Here is a 16,968-nt window from a genome sequence, read left to right as displayed (position 1 = left end):
ATCGGCGAGAAGGGATTCTCAATGCGGAGAGCTCTCGCAGGCGCACTGGCGGCGGTGACGACGGCCGCGCTCGTCGTGGTGGCGCACACGACGAGCGCGGGTCAGGTGGCGGCCGAGACCTACTCGTGGGGCAACGCGGAAATAGCCGGAGGTGGGTTCGTGCCCGGCATCGTGTTCAACCAGCGCGAGCCGAACCTGGTCTACGCACGCACCGACATCGGCGGCGCATACCGGTTGAACCCGCAGACGAACAGGTGGATCCCGCTGCTCGACCACGTCGGCCTCGACAACTGGGGGTTCAACGGGGTCGCGAGCCTCGCCACCGACGCCGTCGACCCGAACCGCGTGTACGTCGCCGCCGGCATGTACACCAACAGCTGGGATCCGAACAACGGAGCGATCCTGCGCTCCTCGGACCGCGGCACCACGTGGCAGAGCACGCCGCTGCCGTTCAAGGTCGGCGGCAACATGCCGGGACGTGGCACGGGGGAGCGGCTCGCGATCGACCCGAACCGCAACAGCGTGCTGTACTTCGGCGCGCCGAGCGGCAACGGCCTGTGGCGCAGCACGGACTTCGGTGTCACGTGGAGCAAGGTCACCGCGTTCCCGAACCCCGGCAACTACGTCCAGGACCCCAACGACCCCAACGGGTATCTCAACGACAACCAGGGCGTGCTGTGGGTGACGTTCGACCCGCGCACCGGAAACGCTTCGACGCCGACCCGGACCATCTACGTCGGCGTCGCGGACAAGGAGAACAACGTCTACCGCAGCACGAACGGCGGCACGACGTGGGAACGGGTGGCGGGGCAACCGACGGGTTTCCTGCCGCACAAGGGAGTTCTGGAAGGCGACACGCTCTACCTCGCCACGAGCGACACCGGAGGCCCTTACGACGGTGGGAAAGGCGACGTCTGGAAGCTGAACACCGCGACCGGTGCGTGGACGCAGATCAGCCCCGTGCCGTCGAGCAGCGCCGACAACACGTTCGGCTACAGCGGCCTGACCGTCGACCGCAGGAAGCCCGGCACGCTGATGGTCGCCACGCAGATCGCCTGGTGGCCGGACGTGGTCTTCTTCCGCAGCACCGATTCCGGTGCGACGTGGACGCGCGTGTGGGACTGGACGAGCTATCCGAACCGCAGCTTCCGCTACCGGATGGACATCAGCGCGTCGCCGTGGCTGGACCTCGGCGCGAACCCCGCACCACCGGAGGTCTCGCCGAAGCTCGGCTGGATGACCGAGTCCGTGGAGATCGACCCGTTCAACTCCGACCGGATGATGTACGGGACGGGCGCGACGATCTACGGCACCACCGACCTCACGGCGTGGGACCGCGGCACGCAGTTCACGATCCGGCCGATGGCGGCAGGACTCGAGGAAACCGCGGTGAACGACCTGATCAGCCCGCCGTCCGGGCCACCGCTGATCAGCGCGCTCGGTGACATCGGCGGGTTCCGGCACGACCGGCTGGACGCGGTGCCGGCCAGGACCTTCCAGCAGCCCTACTTCACCACCACCCGCAGCCTGGACTTCGCCGAGCTCAGCCCCGCGACGATCGTGCGCGCCGGCGAGTTCGACAAGATCGGCAGGCCCAACGACAACCGGGTGGCGTTCTCCACCGACGGCGGCGCGAACTGGTTCCAGGGCCAGGAACCGGGTGGTGTCACCGGTGGCGGCACCGTGGCCGCGGCGGCCGACGGCAGCAGGTTCGTCTGGAGCCCGGGAGGAACCGGGGTGCACCACGCGACCGGCTTCGGCAACTCGTGGACGGCGTCGACCGGTATCCCGGCGGGCGCGGTAGTCGAGTCGGACCGGGTGAACCCGATGAAGTTCTACGGCTTCTCCGCCGGGAAGTTCTACGTGAGCACGAACGGCGGGGTCACCTTCACCACGTCGGCCGCGACCGGGCTGCCCGCGTCTGCGCGCTTCAAGGCGGTGACGGGCCGGGAGGGCGACGTCTGGCTCGCGGGCACGGGTGGCCTGTGGCGGTCCACGGACTCAGGTGCGACCTTCGCGAAGGTCTCCGGCATCACGAGCTCGCTCAACATCGGTTTCGGCAAGGCCGCCGCGGGACGGGCTCATCCCGCGCTGTACCTGATCGGTGAAACCGGTGGTGTCAAAGGCGTCTTCCGATCCGACGACACAGGTGCGAGCTGGGTGCGGATCAACGACGACCGCCACCAGTACGGCAACATCGGGGACGCCATCACCGGGGACCCGCGGGTGTACGGCCGTGTCTACCTCGGCACCAACGGACGCGGTGTCGTGCTCGGCGAGACGACCGGAACCCCGCCCACCACCACGACTACAACCACCACGACTACAACCACCACGACGACCACCGGCCCGCAGCCCGAAACCGGGTGCTCGGTGAAGTACACCGTGCAGAACCAGTGGCCGGGCGGGTTCCAGGGCGGTGTCGACATCACCAACACCGCAACGGCGGCCGTCAGCGGGTGGACGCTGAAGTGGTCGTTCGCCAACGGCCAGGTGATCAGTCAGCTGTGGAACGGCAAGCTCACCCAGACCGGCGCTGCGGTGTCCGTGGCCGACCAGGGCTACAACAGGGAGATCAAGCCGAACGGCACCGTCGGGTTCGGGTTCTCCGCGAGCTGGGCGGGGACGAACGCCAAGCCGGTGTCGTTCAGCCTCAACGAACGGCCGTGTGCGGTGCTGTGAGCGTGGTGCCCCGATCGGTCACCTGCGGGTCGAGCAGCCGCACCTCGGGCGACTGCTCGCCCGCCAGCCCGCGCATCAGCATCTCCACCGCGATCGAGCCGACCTCCTCGACCGGGACCGCGACCGACGTGAGCGGCACCGGCTGGGTGGCGGCGACGGCGTCGGGGCACAGCGCGATCACCGAGATGTCCTCCGGCACCCGCCGGTCGCGGCGCCGCAGCTCCAGCACGACGTCCGCGAGCACGGCCTCGTTGTGCACCACCAGCCCGGTGATGGCGAGCTCGGACTCCAGCAGACTGTCCAGGCAGGCGCTGAGGGCGGTGTAGGACGGCGCGCAGGGCTGCACGTGCACCGTCACGCCGTGCTTGCGCGCGGACTTGGTGAACCCGGACAGGAACCGCTTCGCATAGCCGGTCTTGCGCTCGTAGACGGCAGGCGGGGAGCCGATCAGCCCGACCGCGCGGTGCCCGAGGCCGGCCAGGTGTTCCACCGTGCACGCGCCGCTCGCCGCGAAGTCGAGGTCGACGCAGTTGAGCCAGGCGGTGTCGGCCGGCACCCCGATCAGCACCACCGGCACGTCCAGCTCGCGCAGGCCGGAGATGCGCGGGTCGCGTGCCTCGACGTCCATCACGATCACCGCGTCGGCCCGCGCGGACGCGATCACCCGGTGCACCTCGTCGGCGCCGGACTCCTTGGTGAGCAACAGGACGTCGTAGTCGTGGCCGCGGGCGGCGGTGACGATCGACGACACGAACTGCATGATCACCGGCAGGTTCAGGTCCGTCCGCAGTGGAACGACGAGCGCGAGGACGTTCGTGCGGCTGCTGGCCAGCGCCCTGGCTCCCGCGTTGGGGTGGAAGCCCAGCTCGCTGATGCTGCGGTGGACGCGCTGCGACGTGGCCGCCGAGATCGGCCGCTTGCCGCTGAGCACGTAGGACACCGTGCTGATGGCGACACCGGCGTGCTTGGCGACGTCCTTGATGGTGATCAACCGGCCTCCCGGGCGCATGTCGTTGTCCGGGCAACTTTAGCGCCGGGGTCTGACATCCCCGGCAGGTCGACGTCGAATACAGGTCGAAAAATTGTTCGCGACACATTCGATTTATTCGACGCTAATGTTTCCTCCTGGTGAAACGTTTCGATTTCCAGGAAGGAAAAGTTCCATGAACAATCTCGGGCGTGCACTGGTGGCGGCACTCGCCGCGACACTGGCGTTCTCGCTGGGTGCTCCCACCGCGTCCGCCGCGACGTGGCAGTCGTCGGACAAGTGGGGCACCTGGAACAACGGCGGCTACATCGTCCGCAACAACATCTGGGGCGGCGGCGCCGGCCCGCAGACGATCTGGGCGAACTCCTACAGCAACTGAGGGGTCTGGGCGGACCACCCCAACACCGGCGGGGTGAAGTCCTACCCGCACGCCGGCAAGGCGCTGAACCGGCGCCTGAGCTCGATCGGTTCGCTCACCAGCAGCTTCAACGTCAGCGTGCCCGGATCGGGCGCCTACGCGACCACTTACGACATCTGGGCGAACAACAACGCGTACGAGGTCATGATCTGGATGAACAGGACCGGTGCGGTCGGTGCCATCGGGTCGCGCCAGGGCACGTTCTCCGTCGGCGGCCACACCTGGGACGTCTACCGCGGTTCGAACGGTGCCAACGCGGTGTTCTCGTTCCTGCGCACGTCCAACACGTCGGCCGGCTCGGTGGACCTCAAGGCCGTCATGAACTGGCTGCGCAGCCGCGGCTGGTGGGGAGACGTCACCGTGGGCGAGGTGCAGTTCGGCTACGAGATCACGTCGTCCAGCGGTGGCAAGAACTTCACCACGAACAGCTACTCGGTGTCGGGCGGGTGATCGGCGATGCGGCGGACGACGACGTCGGTCCTGCTCGTGGCGGTTCTCGTGGCGGGCGGCGTGCCGGCGACGGCCGAACCGGCGGTCGCCTCGGACCGCGGGCTCGTCAGCACCCGGTCGGTCCACGGCAACGGCAACTTCGTGTCGTGGCGGCTGCTCGGCTCCGATGCCGCTGACGTGGCGTTCAACGTCTACCGCGACGGGGTGAAGGTCAACCCTGCGCCGGTGACGACGGCGACGAGCTATCTCGACGCGGGTGCGCCCGCGACGGCGTCCTACTCGGTGCGTCAGGTGATCGGAGGCGTGGAATCGGCGGCCACGCGATCCGTCGGCACCCTGGCGACCAGCAGGGACGTCCCGATCCAGAGCCCGGGATCCGGCTACGTGGCGAACGACGCGTCGGTCGGCGACCTGGACGGCGACGGCGAGTACGAGATCGTCCTCAAGTGGGATCCCGCCGACGCCAAGGACAACGCGCACGCGGGTCGCACGGGAAACGTGCACCTGGACGCGTACCGGTTGAGCGGCACCAGGTTGTGGCGCATCGACCTCGGCCGCAACATCCGCGCGGGCGCGCACTACACGCAGTTCCAGGTCTTCGACTACGACGGTGACGGCAAGGCCGAGATCGCCGTGAAGACCGCGGACGGCACGCGGTCGGGCACCGGGCAGGTGATCGGCAACGCGAACGCCGACCACCGCAACGGCGACGGCTACGTCCTGACCGGGCCGGAGTTCCTCTCGGTGTTCCGCGGCACGGACGGCGCGGTGCTCGACACCGAGAACTACGTGCCACCACGCGGGAACGTCTCGTCGTGGGGCGACAACTACGGCAACCGCGTCGACCGCTTCCTGGCCGCAACGGCCTATGTGGACGGTTCGCGGCCGAGCATCGTCATGGCGCGCGGGTACTACACGCGCAGCGTGATCTCGGCGTGGGACTTCCGCGGTGGGCAGCTGACCCGGCGCTGGACGTTCGACTCGGCGTCGCAGTCGAACCGCTCGGCCTGGGAGGGCAAGGGCAACCACAACCTCTCCGTGGCCGACGTGGACGGCGACGGCCGCGACGAGATCATCTACGGCTCGATGGCGATCGACGACGACGGCCGCGGCCTGTGGCAGAACAACACCCACCACGGCGACGCCCTGCACGTCGGCGACCTCATCCCGGCCAGGCCCGGGCTGGAGGTGTTCAAGCCGTCGGAGTGGACGAACGAGGTCTCGCACTGGATGGGTGACGCGCGCACCGGCCAGATTCTCTGGAGCGCACCGTCTTGCGGCTGTGACAACGGCCGTGCGGTCGCCGCCGACATCTGGGCGGGCAACCCCGGCGCCGAGGCGTGGTCGGCCTCGGTGGGCGGTCTCAGGTCCGCCACCACCGGCGGCCAGGTCGCGGCGCGGAAGCCGGGTTCGATCAACTTCGTGATCTGGTGGGACGGCGACGCGCAGCGCGAGCTGCTCAACGGCACCACGATCGACAAGTACGGCCCCAACGGTGACACGCGGCTGCTCACCGGTTCGGGCGTGGCCTCCAACAACGGCACCAAGTCCACGCCGGCGCTGCAGGCCGACATCCTCGGCGACTGGCGCGAGGAGGTCATCTGGCGCACGTCGGACAGCCGGGCGCTGCGGATCTACTCCACGACCGAGCCGACCTCGATCCGGCGGCCCTCGCTGATGGAGGACCGGCAGTACCGGGAGGCGGTGGCCTGGCAGAACACCGCGTACAACCAGCCGCCGCACCCGAGCTTCGCCACTCCCTGACGTTTCCGGGAGCGGATCCGCGGACGGGTTCCCCTCGTCCGCGGATCCGGCGTGCCCGCATTTATTCCCCAGGTTTATGTCCGTGAATTGCACGCTTTTCACCGTTGTGAATCTTTTGGCGATTTATTGCGGGTTTGAAAGCGGGTGCGTTAGCTTGCCTGGGAGCGCTCCCCGAATCCTTTCGCACTCAGGGAGAAAATGATGAAGTCCATAGGTGTGGCATTAGCCGTGGTGCTGGCGCTGCCGTTACCCGCGTCCGCCGCGGACAGCGTGCTGTACGTGTCGCCGTCCGGTCGTGACGGCGCGACCGGCACGATCTCGGACCCGACCACGCTGACCTCGGCGATCACCCGGATCGCCGCCGGCGGCACCATCTTCTTGCGCGGCGGCACCTACAGCATCGCCAAGACGGTGACGATTCCGCCGACCAACAACGGCACGGCGAGCGCGCGCAAGAAGCTCACCGCATACCAGTCCGAGAAGCCGGTGCTGAACTTCTCCGCACAGACCGAAGACCCGGCGAACCGCGGCCTCGCGGTGAACGGCTCGTACTGGCACGTCTACGGCGTCACCGTCGAACGGGCCGGTGACAACGGCATCTTCGTCGGCGGTAGCAACAACATCCTCGAACGCACGATCACCCGGTTCAACCGCGACACCGGCCTGCAGCTCTCGCGGATCGCGTCCAGCACACCGAAGGCCCAGTGGCCGGCGAACAACCTCGTGCTCAGCGCCGAGTCCCACGACAACCGCGACTCCGACGGCGAGGACGCGGACGGGTTCGCCGCGAAGCTGACCGTCGGCGCGGGCAACGTGTTCCGGTACGCCGTGGCGCACAACAACATCGACGACGGGTGGGACCTCTACACCAAGACGGACACCGGTGCGATCGGCCCGGTGACCGTCGAGGACTCCCTGGCGTACAAGAACGGCACGCTCAGCGACGGCGGCCAGGCGGGCAACGGCGACCGCAACGGGTTCAAGCTCGGCGGCGAGGACATCGCCGTGCCGCACGTCGTCCGTCGCACCATCGCGTTCGACAACGGCAAGCACGGCTTCACCTACAACCGCAACCCCGGCGCGATGACGGTGTCGAGCAACCTCAGCATCGACAACGACGAGCGCAACTTCTCGTTCGACACGGGCACCTCGGTGTACCGCGGCAACACGTCGTGCCGCAGCAGCAAGGGTTCCAACGACAAGACCGTCGGCAACGCGGACAGCTCGAACCAGTTCTGGACCGGTGCCAACGGGTCGCGCTGCTCCGGTTTCAGCGGCGCTCTCGGCTGGTCGTTCGCGTCGGATGGCAAGCTGCGGGTGACGCTCGGCGGCAAGCCGGTCAGCTTCTAGCCTGAGCGAGTTCCTGAACCCGACGTTCCGTGAACTTGTGCGATGGGCAGCGCACGGAGCGTCGGCTCGGCAACTCGCAACACCGGCAAGCCACTAGCTGGCGCAAGGACGTTCGGTCCTGACACCTTTCGGCAAGGTGTCCTTCTCCTGCTGGGTGAACTCGCGGTCGGAGACGCGGCACAGATCGCGGAACCACTGCTCGGGGTCGAGCGGAATGGACTCTCGCCGCCATGGCTGGTCGTTGAGCAGAAAACTGCCACCCTCGATCGCTTGCACGTCTTCGGCGCCGCTGAGCTTCACCGTCGCCACCTGGCGTCGTTCCCGCCAATGCCAGACCATCAGTTCCGCAGTGCTCTGCGTGTACAGGTAGTCCCCGGCGGCGTCGATGATCGATTGGCCTGGGGCGTTCAGCGGGGGGAGTTTCTGGTTGTTCTCGAGATCGATCAGCACCAACTTGTCGTCCCCCGAGGTGACGGCGAGAGACCCGTCGCCGGACACGGTCCCCACAGAGGCGTTGCCCACGTCGAAGCGGTGCACCTCGGTCAAGGTCGGAACATCCCACAGGGACAGCCTCGTCATGTGGCCGACGAGCATCTGGTCAGGATGTCCCGGCCGCGCCATGAGGCCCGGCCCTCCGACGAGTTCCTGCCACGCTTCGGTGCGGTCGTTTCCCGCCAGCGTCAGCGGGGGACGTGTCTGCACGCCGGTGCGGATGTCCCAGCTGGACAGAATTCCGAGGTGACCGATCAAGGTCAGCCCGTCCGGGCCCGCGGCGACCCCGGAGTGGTGGGTGCTGTAGAGCTTGTGGCCGCTGTGTCCTGGTGGGGTGGGGAGGGGTACTTCTCGTTCCAGCACCATGCCGTCCGTGCGGTAGATCTGGACGGTCGGACCGTTCACCACGATCACTCGTTCCCCGGTGGCGTCGAACTCGACCCCGTCAGGGGCGAAGGGAACCGAGCGGCGATGCAGCTGCACGCCGTCCGCGTCGACGAGGATGATCCAGTTGCCTGTCACGGTGCGATCGTCGAGAAGGCCCACCCAGTGCTTGCCGTCAGGACTTCGCGCCTGCCAGCTGGTCGAAAGCTTCGGTCTTGGCACGTGCGCTCTGGTGGTGACCGATCTGATCTCCACTGCGCCACCTCGCAGCGTGATCGCGTGGAGCCCGTCCGCCGCGGGCGTGACGACCGAGTTCCTGGGACCTGGTTTCCAGGTGAGCGCGAGGTTCCTGGTCTCACCGGTCTTCAGATCGAAGAACAAGGGCGGCTGGGTGTTGTCCAGGGGAGAGCCGCTGATCAGGTATCGCCCGGTGGCGTCCCTGCCGAACTCGAACGGACACGCGTGGACCGGGAACTCGCGTTGGGTCGTGCCGGACACCGGGTCGAACAGGCTCAGCGTGTTACCGCCGCAGGAGGCGAGTCCCGTCCCGTTTCCGACGAGCGGCAGAGAGCCGGTGCCCGTCGCCTGGAAGGTGCGGGTGCCCTTGCCGGTCGCCCGGTCCCGCACCACGACCTCCATCGGGGCTCCTTCAGGGGACACCGGTTTCTCGACTGTCACCAGTGACACGCCGTCGGACGTCGGGTACGCGTCGTCCAAACCCCGTTCCTGTCGGGCGTACGTCACTTCGCTCGGAAGTTGCTGCGAGGTGTGAAGATCCCAGAAGCGGACGCGGGAGGGCGTTTGATCGCCTATCCCGACGAACTCCTCCACGGCCATGAATCGGCTGTTGGCGCTGAAGGTGGCGGCCCTGAACGTGGTGGTCGAATCCAGCACGGCAGGATCGCCTGGACGGGTCAGGTCCCACACCCGCAGGCCTGGTTTGGTGCTGCCGGCCTCCGCGAGCCAGCGGCCGTCCGGGCTCAGCGTGATCGCGGTGTCACCGGCCATCCGAGGCAGCTCGCGATGCCTCGCGTCGGGGCCTTGCGGGTCCCACCAGACCGTCATGGTGCCGACCTTCCTCAGGACGACGATCCGCCCGTCCGCACTGGCGTGGAGCTCTGTGATGCCGGTGAAACGCGGATCGGTCAGCACACGGTCGACCCCGCGCCAGTAGATCCGCTGCTGGAACAACGCACCGTAAGCGTCAGCGTTGCCAGGCTTCTCGCGATACGCGGCAAGCGCCAGCTGCAACGTCTCCGCGGGATTCTTCTCCATGTCACGATTCGCGGCCTGTGCGAGCGAGGCGGCGTTGTTGGAGCGGAGCCGGTCGTCGAGTTCGGCGAGGTTCTTCACCACGACCCCGGCGAGAAGTGAGGCGAGCAGCCCGAACGTGACGGACACGGCCGTGATGACGCGCCAACGACGCTGGTTTCGGCGTTGAGCGGCTTGGCTGTGGCGGATGAAGGCGCGCTGTGCCGCGGGAATGTCGTCGGACCGATCACGGAGCCAAGCGGACGCCTCGGAGAGCGGCGCGTCGACGAGTTGACCGCCGGCGCCGTGGAGGTCGTGGAGTTTCGCCAGCCAGGTCAGGAACTCGGTGTCCTCTACGAGCCAGCCGCGCAGGGTCGGCCAGTGGTCGATCAGGGCCTGGTGCGTCAGGCTGACGGTCTGGTCCTGGATCACGACGAGGCGCTTGGCAGCGAGATCGTGGGCGATGTCCTGGCCCTGAGGGTCGAGATCTGTCAGCCGCGCACTCCGGCGTGCGTAGCCTCCTTCGCCGTCCGCGTGGGTGAGCCCGGTGAGCAGCTGACGGGCTGCCTTCCGTTGTGCGGGAGTCAGCGACGCCAGCACGTCGTCCGCCGCGTTGCTCAACGCGCCCTGCACGCGCCCGAGTTCGTCGTACGCCTGGTGGGGCAGCCAGCCGCCGTGGCGGTGCCGCCACAGTTGGTCGAGTACCAGCGAGACGAGCGGCAGCGTGCCGGGCTCGTCCCTCGTGTCGTCCAGAATCCTTTGCACCAAGCCGGATTCGAACGCCAAGCCGCCTACCACCGCCGCGGGCTTCTCGATGGCGGCCGCGAGTTGAAGGCGGGACATCGGTTCGAGGAGCCACACCGCGCGGTTGAGCTCGGCGACGGTCTCCTTGGAGATCAGGTCGTCCAGTGAGCGCGACCGCAGCGTGAGCACGGCTCGCACCGGCGCGGGCTCGCCCGGCTGCCGGTGCTGACCAGCGACTAGCCGCGTGATCGCCGCGAGCTTCTCCCTCGCCGCGGCTGGGTTCGCGGCCACGGCCTCCTCGAACTGGTCCAGCACCAGCACCGTGCCGGCCTCGGGTGACTCCGGCACGCCGTCGTCCGCGCCGAGATCGACGACCGTCGCCCCAGCCTGCCTGAGCCGCGGGATCAGACCTGCGCGGACCAGCGACGACTTGCCGCTGCCGGACGGACCGGCGATGGCGACGATGTCCTGCCGTGCCAGGAGGTTGACCAGCCGGTCGGTGTCCTCGTCGCGGCCGTGGAAGAGGGCCGCGTGCTCCTCCTCGAACGGGCGCAGTCCCCGGTACGGGTTGCGAGCCGGAGTCGTCCACACGTGGCCGAGCGCGGTCGTCGGCACCAGGTGCGCCGTGGTGTTGTTGCGAGCCGTGAAGGTCACGACCATGCCCACGACACCGGCCAGTTCCTCGTCCCAGACCGGCGCGCCGCTGAAACCCGGCTCGACCCGCCAGTGGTCGGGGTCCTGGGCCATCTGGATCCGGCCGGTGCCCTGAGCGCCGAGGAGGCGGCCGGTCACCCAGATGCCGTCCGGCAGGTCGTGCGGGAAACCGAAGGTCCGGAATCGGTGGTCGCGGACGTCGCCGGTGATCCGAGCCGGGATCGGCAGCGCGCCCGGCGGCGGATCGGCCAGCCGCAGGATCGCGACGTCCGCCTCGTCGTCGCGGTCCAGCACCTCGACGGCGTGGCCGTGGCTGCGCAGCATCGGGAAGTCCGCCACCGGCGTCTCACCGTCGATGACGTGCGCGCAAGTGGCGGCGACGTCGGGCGCGATCAGGAAACCCGCGCCCAGAAGCCGGTTCCCGGTGCGCAACCGGATCAGGGCGGAGTCGAGGGGATCAGCGCCCAGTCCGCTCATCGGCTCGTACCGGCACCGTTCCACTCGATCGTGACGGTGAAGTTCGCCTCGGCCGCTGACGCGGCCACCACGAAGTCGGCATCGGCGTTCACCTTGATGCCGAACTGCACGGTGACCTTCGACGGCGGCTGCTCCGTCGCGCGGAGTTCGCCGAGCACCTCATCGGCAGCGGAACGGATACCGCTCATGGCCTTCCGCACCGTCTCCGAGGCCTGCACGACGATCTTCCCCGCACCGCTGACCGGCACCGAGCCCTGGTCACCGGCCGCTTCGATCAGCAGCGTGCCGCCGTCCTCCAGGGGCATCCTGACCAACTGCGCCATGCCGTGAACCCCCGACTCGTCGTTTGGGCCTCATCGACGTTAGCTCAAGACCTGCGGCCGACGGGCGAGTTTCGGGCGAATCAGTCGCTCAGGAGCAGCTGATCGGCAGGAGGTGCCCCCGCGCGCCGGTGGCCTGGTCGATGAGCTGCACCTGGGCGCTCTGTCCCCGCAGGTCGCTGACATCCCAGTCGGTTCCGCCGGCGAACGTGTCCAGCGCCGCGTTGCCGACCATGCCCGGCCGGTACCAGGGCAACGGCCCGGTGCCGAAGCTGCCGGTGGCGTAGAGGTTGATGCCGGTTTCCGAGGGGGCGGCGAACACCTGGCTGGAGTGCACGTGGCGGCCTTCGTTCACGAACGCCTCGTCGTCCGGTTGACCAGGATCCGCAGGTGTGCGGTGGTTTCGCGGGGTTCCACGGAGCGGCTGCACCCCGATGTTGTCGAGCTGGGTCCAGCTGACCTCCGTTTCCAGCTGGTGGGCCGTTCCGTTGTACGCCACCGGCACCAGGCCGTCGTTGACCTCGATGGTGCCGAGGTTCGTCACGGAGGAGGCGTGGGTCGCCAAGGCTGAAGTCGGTTGGGACACCAGCGAATACCCGTCGCCACGATGCTTCAGCGGTCGGTGAACCCGTCAAGAGTCGACGGAGACGGCAGGCTGTGGGTGTCGCACACGAGCTCGGACCCTTGCGATCGACTCCAACACCAGGCCTCCGCCCTCTGGACGTCGAGTAGCGCGACACCAGGTGTTGCTTTTGCATCAACGCATGTGGCGCTGGCGGCGACGATGGCGATGCGCTTTTCGTCGCGGCAGAGGACGAAATCGGGGTCCGGCGAGGCCTGCGGCTTCCCGGCCGGGCAGATCAACGGCGGCCACGATGAACCGTTCCGACACGTGAAGCATGTGCTCGAATGTGTTGCAGCGCAATGTGGAAAGAGATTCCCGTCGAATTGTCGAATCGAGCGCGGCGTTCGACAGAAAAATGTGTCGAACAAGTCGAAACGGGCCCGCCCCTTCTTGACGGCCGTTGTGAGCCGTGCCACGTTCACGAAGTCCGGTCGAAGCGATTCGATTCAACCTCGGTGACCAAGAAGGGCGTGCCTTGAGCATCGAGAACCTCAACGGGGACCTGCCTTTCCGGAATCGGGACCTGCCGTTGCCGCAGCGGGTCGCCGATCTGCTGGGCCGGCTGACCGCCGCCGAGAAGATCGCGATGTTGCACCAGTGGCAGCCCGCCGTACCGAGGCTGGGGCTGGCGGCGTTCCGTACGGGTACGGAGGCGTTGCACGGCGTCGCGTGGCTGGGTCGTGCGACGGTGTTCCCGCAGGCGATCGGCCTGGCGAGCACGTGGAACCCGGATCTCGTCAGAGCGGTCGGCGACGCGACGGGGACCGAGGTGCGCGGCTTCCACCACAAGGATCCGGTGGCGCACGGGCTCAACGTGTGGGCGCCGGTGGTGAACCCGCTGCGCGATCCGCGCTGGGGCCGCAACGAGGAGGGCTACTCCGAGGACCCGTTGCTCACCTCCGTGATGGGCACCGCGTACGCGAACGGCCTGCGCGGCGACCACCCCGTGTACCTCAAGACCGCGCCGACGCTGAAGCACTTCCTGGGCTACAACAACGAAACCGACAGGTGCACGACGTCGTCGGCGATGCGGGCGCGCGTGCTGCACGAGTACGAGTTCCCCTGCTTCCGCGGCCCGATCTCCTCGGGTGCCGCGGTTGCCGTCATGCCCTCGTACAACCTCGTCAACGGCAGGCCCGCGCATCTGACGCCGTACATCGAGGAACACCTGCGGTGCTGGACGAACGACGAGATCGCGGTCGTGAGCGACGCGTGGGCACCATCCAATGTGGCCGGTTTGCAGAGCTACTGCGAGGACCACGCCGCTGGGCACGCCGCGCTGCTGAGGGCGGGCGTCGACAGCTTCACCGACCAGGACGCGGGCAGTGGGATCACCGCCGCACGCGTCACCGAGGCACTGGACCGGGGGCTGATCACCGAGGAACACGTGGAACGCGCGGTGGGGCGCCTCATGACGCTGCGGATGCGGCTTGGTGAGTTCGACGCGCCGGAGCTCAACCCGTACGCGGAGATCACGGAGGAGGTGATCGACGCGCCGGAGCACCGCGCGCTCGCGCTGGAAGCGGCCCGGCAGTCGATCGTGCTGCTCAAGAACGATGGTCTGCTGCCGCTCGACCGGCACGACGGCGGGAAGCTCGCCGTGATCGGCACGCACGCGGACACGTTGTTCGAGGACTGGTACTGCGGCACGCTCCCGTACTCGGTGACGCCGCTGGACGGGATCCGGCGGCTGGGCGGCGGCGAGGTGACGTTCAGCGAAGGAGTGGACCGGATCTCGCTGTCCACCGAGGACGGCCGGTTCCTCGCCGTGGTGCCCGACGAGGGCGTGGCCGGCCTGGCGGACCACTGGAGCGATGCCGGCGCGTTCGACCTCTTCGAATGGGGCGACGACGTGGCCACGTTGCGCAGCGCCCGCACCGGCAGGTACCTGGCCGCGACGCCGGAAGGTGCGCTCGTCGCCGAACGGGCCATGCCGGGCGGGTGGGACGTCCGCGAACTGTTCGAGATCGTCCGGCCGTCGCCCGGCACGTGCCTGCTGCGCAACACCGTGCTCGACCGGTACCTGGCCGTGCGCGGTGACGACATCGTGTTCGTGGCCAACAGGAACGAGGCGGCGCGGTGGCGACTGGAGGTCGACCGCTCGGGTCTCGACCAGGCCGTCGCGCAGGCCGCGGCGGCCGCCGCGGCGATCGTCGTGGTGGGCAACGATCCGCACATCAACGGCCGCGAGACCCAGGACCGCACCGGCCTGGACCTGCCGCCGAGGCAGGCGGAACTGGTCCGCGCCGTCCGGCAGGCCAACCCGCGCACCGTGCTCGTCGTGGTCAGCAGCTACCCGTACGCGCTGGTCTGGGAGGACGAGCACGTCCCCGCGATCCTGTGGTCGTCGCACGGCGGCCAGGAGTTCGGGCGGGCCCTGGCCGAGGTCGTCTTCGGCGAGGTCACCCCGTCCGGCAAGCTCACCCAGACCTGGTACCGCGGCGTCGAAGCGCTTCCGGACCTGTTCGACTACGACATCATCCGGGCGCGCGGCACCTACCTGTACTTCGAGGGTGACCCGCTCTACGAGTTCGGCCACGGGCTGAGCTACACGAGTTTCTGCTACGGCCGGCTGAGCGTCCCCGTCGGTTCGGTGTGGCAGCACGAGGAGTTCGAGGTCTCGGTCGAGGTCACCAACACCGGTGACCGGCCGGGCGCAGAGGTGGTGCAGCTCTACGGCAGGCAGCGGGAGTCGCGGGTCGTTCAACCGCTTCGACGGCTGCTGGCGTTCGAGCGGGTGCAGCTCGCGCCGGGGGAGAGCCGGGTGGTCCGGTTCTCGTTGCACGGCAGTGACTTCTGGCATTGGGACGTCATCGGTGACCGGCGGGTCGTCGAAACGTCCGTGCACGACCTGTGGGCCGGACCGTCGTCCGCACGCCGGCCTGAGTCGCAGGCCGAGGTGCTGGTGATCGGCGAAGGCATCGCAACGCGCGACGCGCAGATCCGCGCGGAACGCTTCGACGACTGTGCCGGGATCACTCTCGCGGACGAGACCAGGGAACGCGGCACAGTCGTCGAGAGCACCGAGGCGGGCGGCTGGATCCTGCTCGGTGACGCGCGGATCGAGGAGAAGGCCACGCACTGCACCGCCCGGCTGGCCGGTCGCGGCGGGGTGGTCCAGCTGCGGATCGGCCACCACGAGCGAGGACGTGTGCTGTGCACGTTCACGATTCCGGCGGATTCCGAGCCCCGTGCCTGGCACGAGATCACGGTGCGGGCGAAGTGGGTGCCTGGCGTGCACGACATCGTCGCCGTGTTCAGCGCCCCGGGGATGCGACTGGCCGCCCTCGATTTCGGTTGTCGGTCGTCAACGTGAGTAGTCGAAACGCTTCAACACTCGGAGGTGCCGACGTGGTCACCATCGCGGACGTGGCTAGGCATGCCGGCGTCGCGCCGAGCACTGTCTCGTACGTGCTCACAGGCAAGCGGTCGATCTCGACGCAGACCCGCACCAAGGTCAGGGAGAGCATCCGGTTGCTGGGCTACCACCCGCACGCCGGAGCCAGGGCTCTCGCGACGAGCAGGACGAACGTGGTGGCGCTGGTGCTGCCGCTGCGCCCAGGCGTGTACCTGCCCGTGCTGATGCGCTTCGTCACGGCGGCGGTGACGACAGCCCGCAGGCACGACATGGACGTGCTGCTGGTGACGGCGGACCAGGGCGCGCAGGGCCTGCGCCGGGTGGCGGGCAGCGCCCAGGTCGACGGTTTCCTGGTGATGGACGTGGAGCTCGACGACGACCGCGTGCCCCTGCTTCGGCAGATGGGACAGCCGTCCGTCCTCATCGGACGGCCGGCCGCGGTCAAGGGACTGACCTGCGTGGACCTCGACTTCGAGGCCGCCGGTGCGCGCTGCGTCGACCACCTGGCCGACCTCGGGCACCGCTACATCGGGTTCCTCGGCGCACCGAGCGTCGTGTACCAGCGCAACGCCGGCTACGCGCAGCGCACCATGGCGGGGTTCGGCGCGGCGGCCATGCGGCGGGGCATCGCGTCGACGGCGCTTCCGGCCGAGGACGACTACGAGTCGGTGCTGGCGTCCGTGCGCTCGTTGCTGCGCACGCAACCGGCGATGACCGCGCTCGTCGTGCACAACGAGGCGGCGCTCGGCTGGGTCGCGAGCAGCCTGCGCGCACTGGGCCGCAAGGTGCCCGACGACGTGGCCGTCGTGGCGATCTGCCCGGACGAGCTCGCGGAGCAGATGCACCTCACCTCGGTGCAGCTGCCTGCGGAGGAGCTGGGACGGCAGGCGATGGAACTGCTCGTCTCCAGGCTGAACGGCCAGCCGACGGCGCCGCTGACCCTGTTGCCGCCCAAGCTCTCCGGCCGCGCGAGCACCGCACCCCGCCTCCGCCGCGCCTGATCCGACCATT

9 protein-coding genes and 1 pseudogene are annotated in these 16,968 nt (G+C 68.6%); 6 read left to right on the top strand and 4 right to left on the bottom strand.

Translation table 11 applies throughout. The features are described 5' to 3' along the window. Positions 1-21: 21 nt before the first annotated feature. A complete protein-coding gene (locus tag LFM09_RS10655; RefSeq protein ID WP_414096181.1) occupies positions 22-2,682 on the top strand; it encodes a cellulose binding domain-containing protein in 2,661 nt (886 codons plus the stop codon). On the opposite strand, the gene LFM09_RS10650 is transcribed toward LFM09_RS10655, so the two are convergent. Continuing rightward, positions 2,654-3,673: a LacI family DNA-binding transcriptional regulator gene (locus LFM09_RS10650; RefSeq protein WP_414096180.1), complete on the bottom strand. Its 1,020-nt coding sequence runs from the start codon at positions 3,671-3,673 to the stop codon at positions 2,654-2,656. The genes LFM09_RS10655 and LFM09_RS10650 overlap by 29 nt on opposite strands. A gap of 172 nt (positions 3,674-3,845) precedes the next feature. Here LFM09_RS10650 and LFM09_RS10645 point away from each other — a divergent pair. From LFM09_RS10645 to LFM09_RS10635, 3 genes and pseudogenes are all read left to right on the top strand, one after another. After that, positions 3,846-4,538: pseudogene (locus LFM09_RS10645) on the top strand (GH12 family glycosyl hydrolase domain-containing protein). 6 nt (positions 4,539-4,544) lie between these two features. Continuing rightward, positions 4,545-6,302, top strand: a complete 1,758-nt coding sequence (locus LFM09_RS10640; protein WP_414096179.1) for a rhamnogalacturonan lyase — start codon at positions 4,545-4,547, stop codon at positions 6,300-6,302. Positions 6,303-6,503: 201 nt separating this feature from the next. After that, on the top strand, positions 6,504-7,652 hold the full coding sequence (locus tag LFM09_RS10635; RefSeq protein WP_414096178.1) for a right-handed parallel beta-helix repeat-containing protein: 1,149 nt from the start codon (positions 6,504-6,506) through the stop codon (positions 7,650-7,652). 93 nt (positions 7,653-7,745) lie between these two features. Here the strand turns inward: LFM09_RS10635 and LFM09_RS10630 are convergent, their stop codons facing one another. The 3 genes from LFM09_RS10630 to LFM09_RS10620 all read right to left on the bottom strand — a co-directional run bounded on the left by LFM09_RS10630 (position 7,746) and on the right by LFM09_RS10620 (position 12,518). Beyond that, positions 7,746-11,654 (bottom strand): trypsin-like peptidase domain-containing protein, encoded by a 3,909-nt coding sequence (locus LFM09_RS10630; RefSeq protein ID WP_414096177.1) that lies wholly within the window; start codon positions 11,652-11,654, stop codon positions 7,746-7,748. After that, entirely contained in the window at positions 11,651-11,977 is a 327-nt protein-coding gene (locus LFM09_RS10625) for a CU044_2847 family protein (RefSeq protein ID WP_414096176.1), read from the bottom strand. Before LFM09_RS10625 ends, LFM09_RS10630 begins: the two co-directional genes overlap by 4 nt. A gap of 88 nt (positions 11,978-12,065) precedes the next feature. After that, a complete protein-coding gene (locus LFM09_RS10620) occupies positions 12,066-12,518 on the bottom strand; it encodes a hypothetical protein (RefSeq protein ID WP_414096174.1) in 453 nt (150 codons plus the stop codon). 556 nt (positions 12,519-13,074) lie between these two features. Between LFM09_RS10620 and LFM09_RS10615 the strand changes: the two genes are divergently transcribed. Then, complete coding sequence (locus tag LFM09_RS10615; RefSeq protein WP_414096173.1) at positions 13,075-15,915, top strand: glycoside hydrolase family 3 C-terminal domain-containing protein; 2,841 nt, start codon at positions 13,075-13,077, stop codon at positions 15,913-15,915. Between the two features lie 35 nt (positions 15,916-15,950). Beyond that, positions 15,951-16,958 carry a LacI family DNA-binding transcriptional regulator gene (locus LFM09_RS10610; protein ID WP_414096172.1) on the top strand — a complete coding sequence of 336 codons (1,008 nt, stop codon included), beginning with the start codon at positions 15,951-15,953 and terminating at the stop codon, positions 16,956-16,958. Positions 16,959-16,968 lie beyond the last annotated feature (10 nt).

It is taken from the genome of Lentzea alba, assembly GCF_047445655.1.
GTDB lineage: Bacteria > Actinomycetota > Actinomycetes > Mycobacteriales > Pseudonocardiaceae > Lentzea > Lentzea alba_A.
This window is presented reverse-complemented; position numbering and strand designations above follow the sequence as displayed.

Excerpts from the sequence above, each read along its gene's own strand:
- LFM09_RS10655 (WP_414096181.1), top strand. The coding sequence starts at position 22 with ATGCGGAGAGCTCTCGCAGGCGCACTGGCGGCGGTGACGACGGCCGCG.
- LFM09_RS10630 (WP_414096177.1), bottom strand. The coding sequence starts at position 11,654 with ATGAGCGGACTGGGCGCTGATCCCCTCGACTCCGCCCTGATCCGGTTG.
- LFM09_RS10625 (WP_414096176.1), bottom strand. The coding sequence starts at position 11,977 with ATGGCGCAGTTGGTCAGGATGCCCCTGGAGGACGGCGGCACGCTGCTG.
- LFM09_RS10640 (WP_414096179.1), top strand. The coding sequence starts at position 4,545 with ATGCGGCGGACGACGACGTCGGTCCTGCTCGTGGCGGTTCTCGTGGCG.
- LFM09_RS10635 (WP_414096178.1), top strand. The coding sequence starts at position 6,504 with ATGAAGTCCATAGGTGTGGCATTAGCCGTGGTGCTGGCGCTGCCGTTA.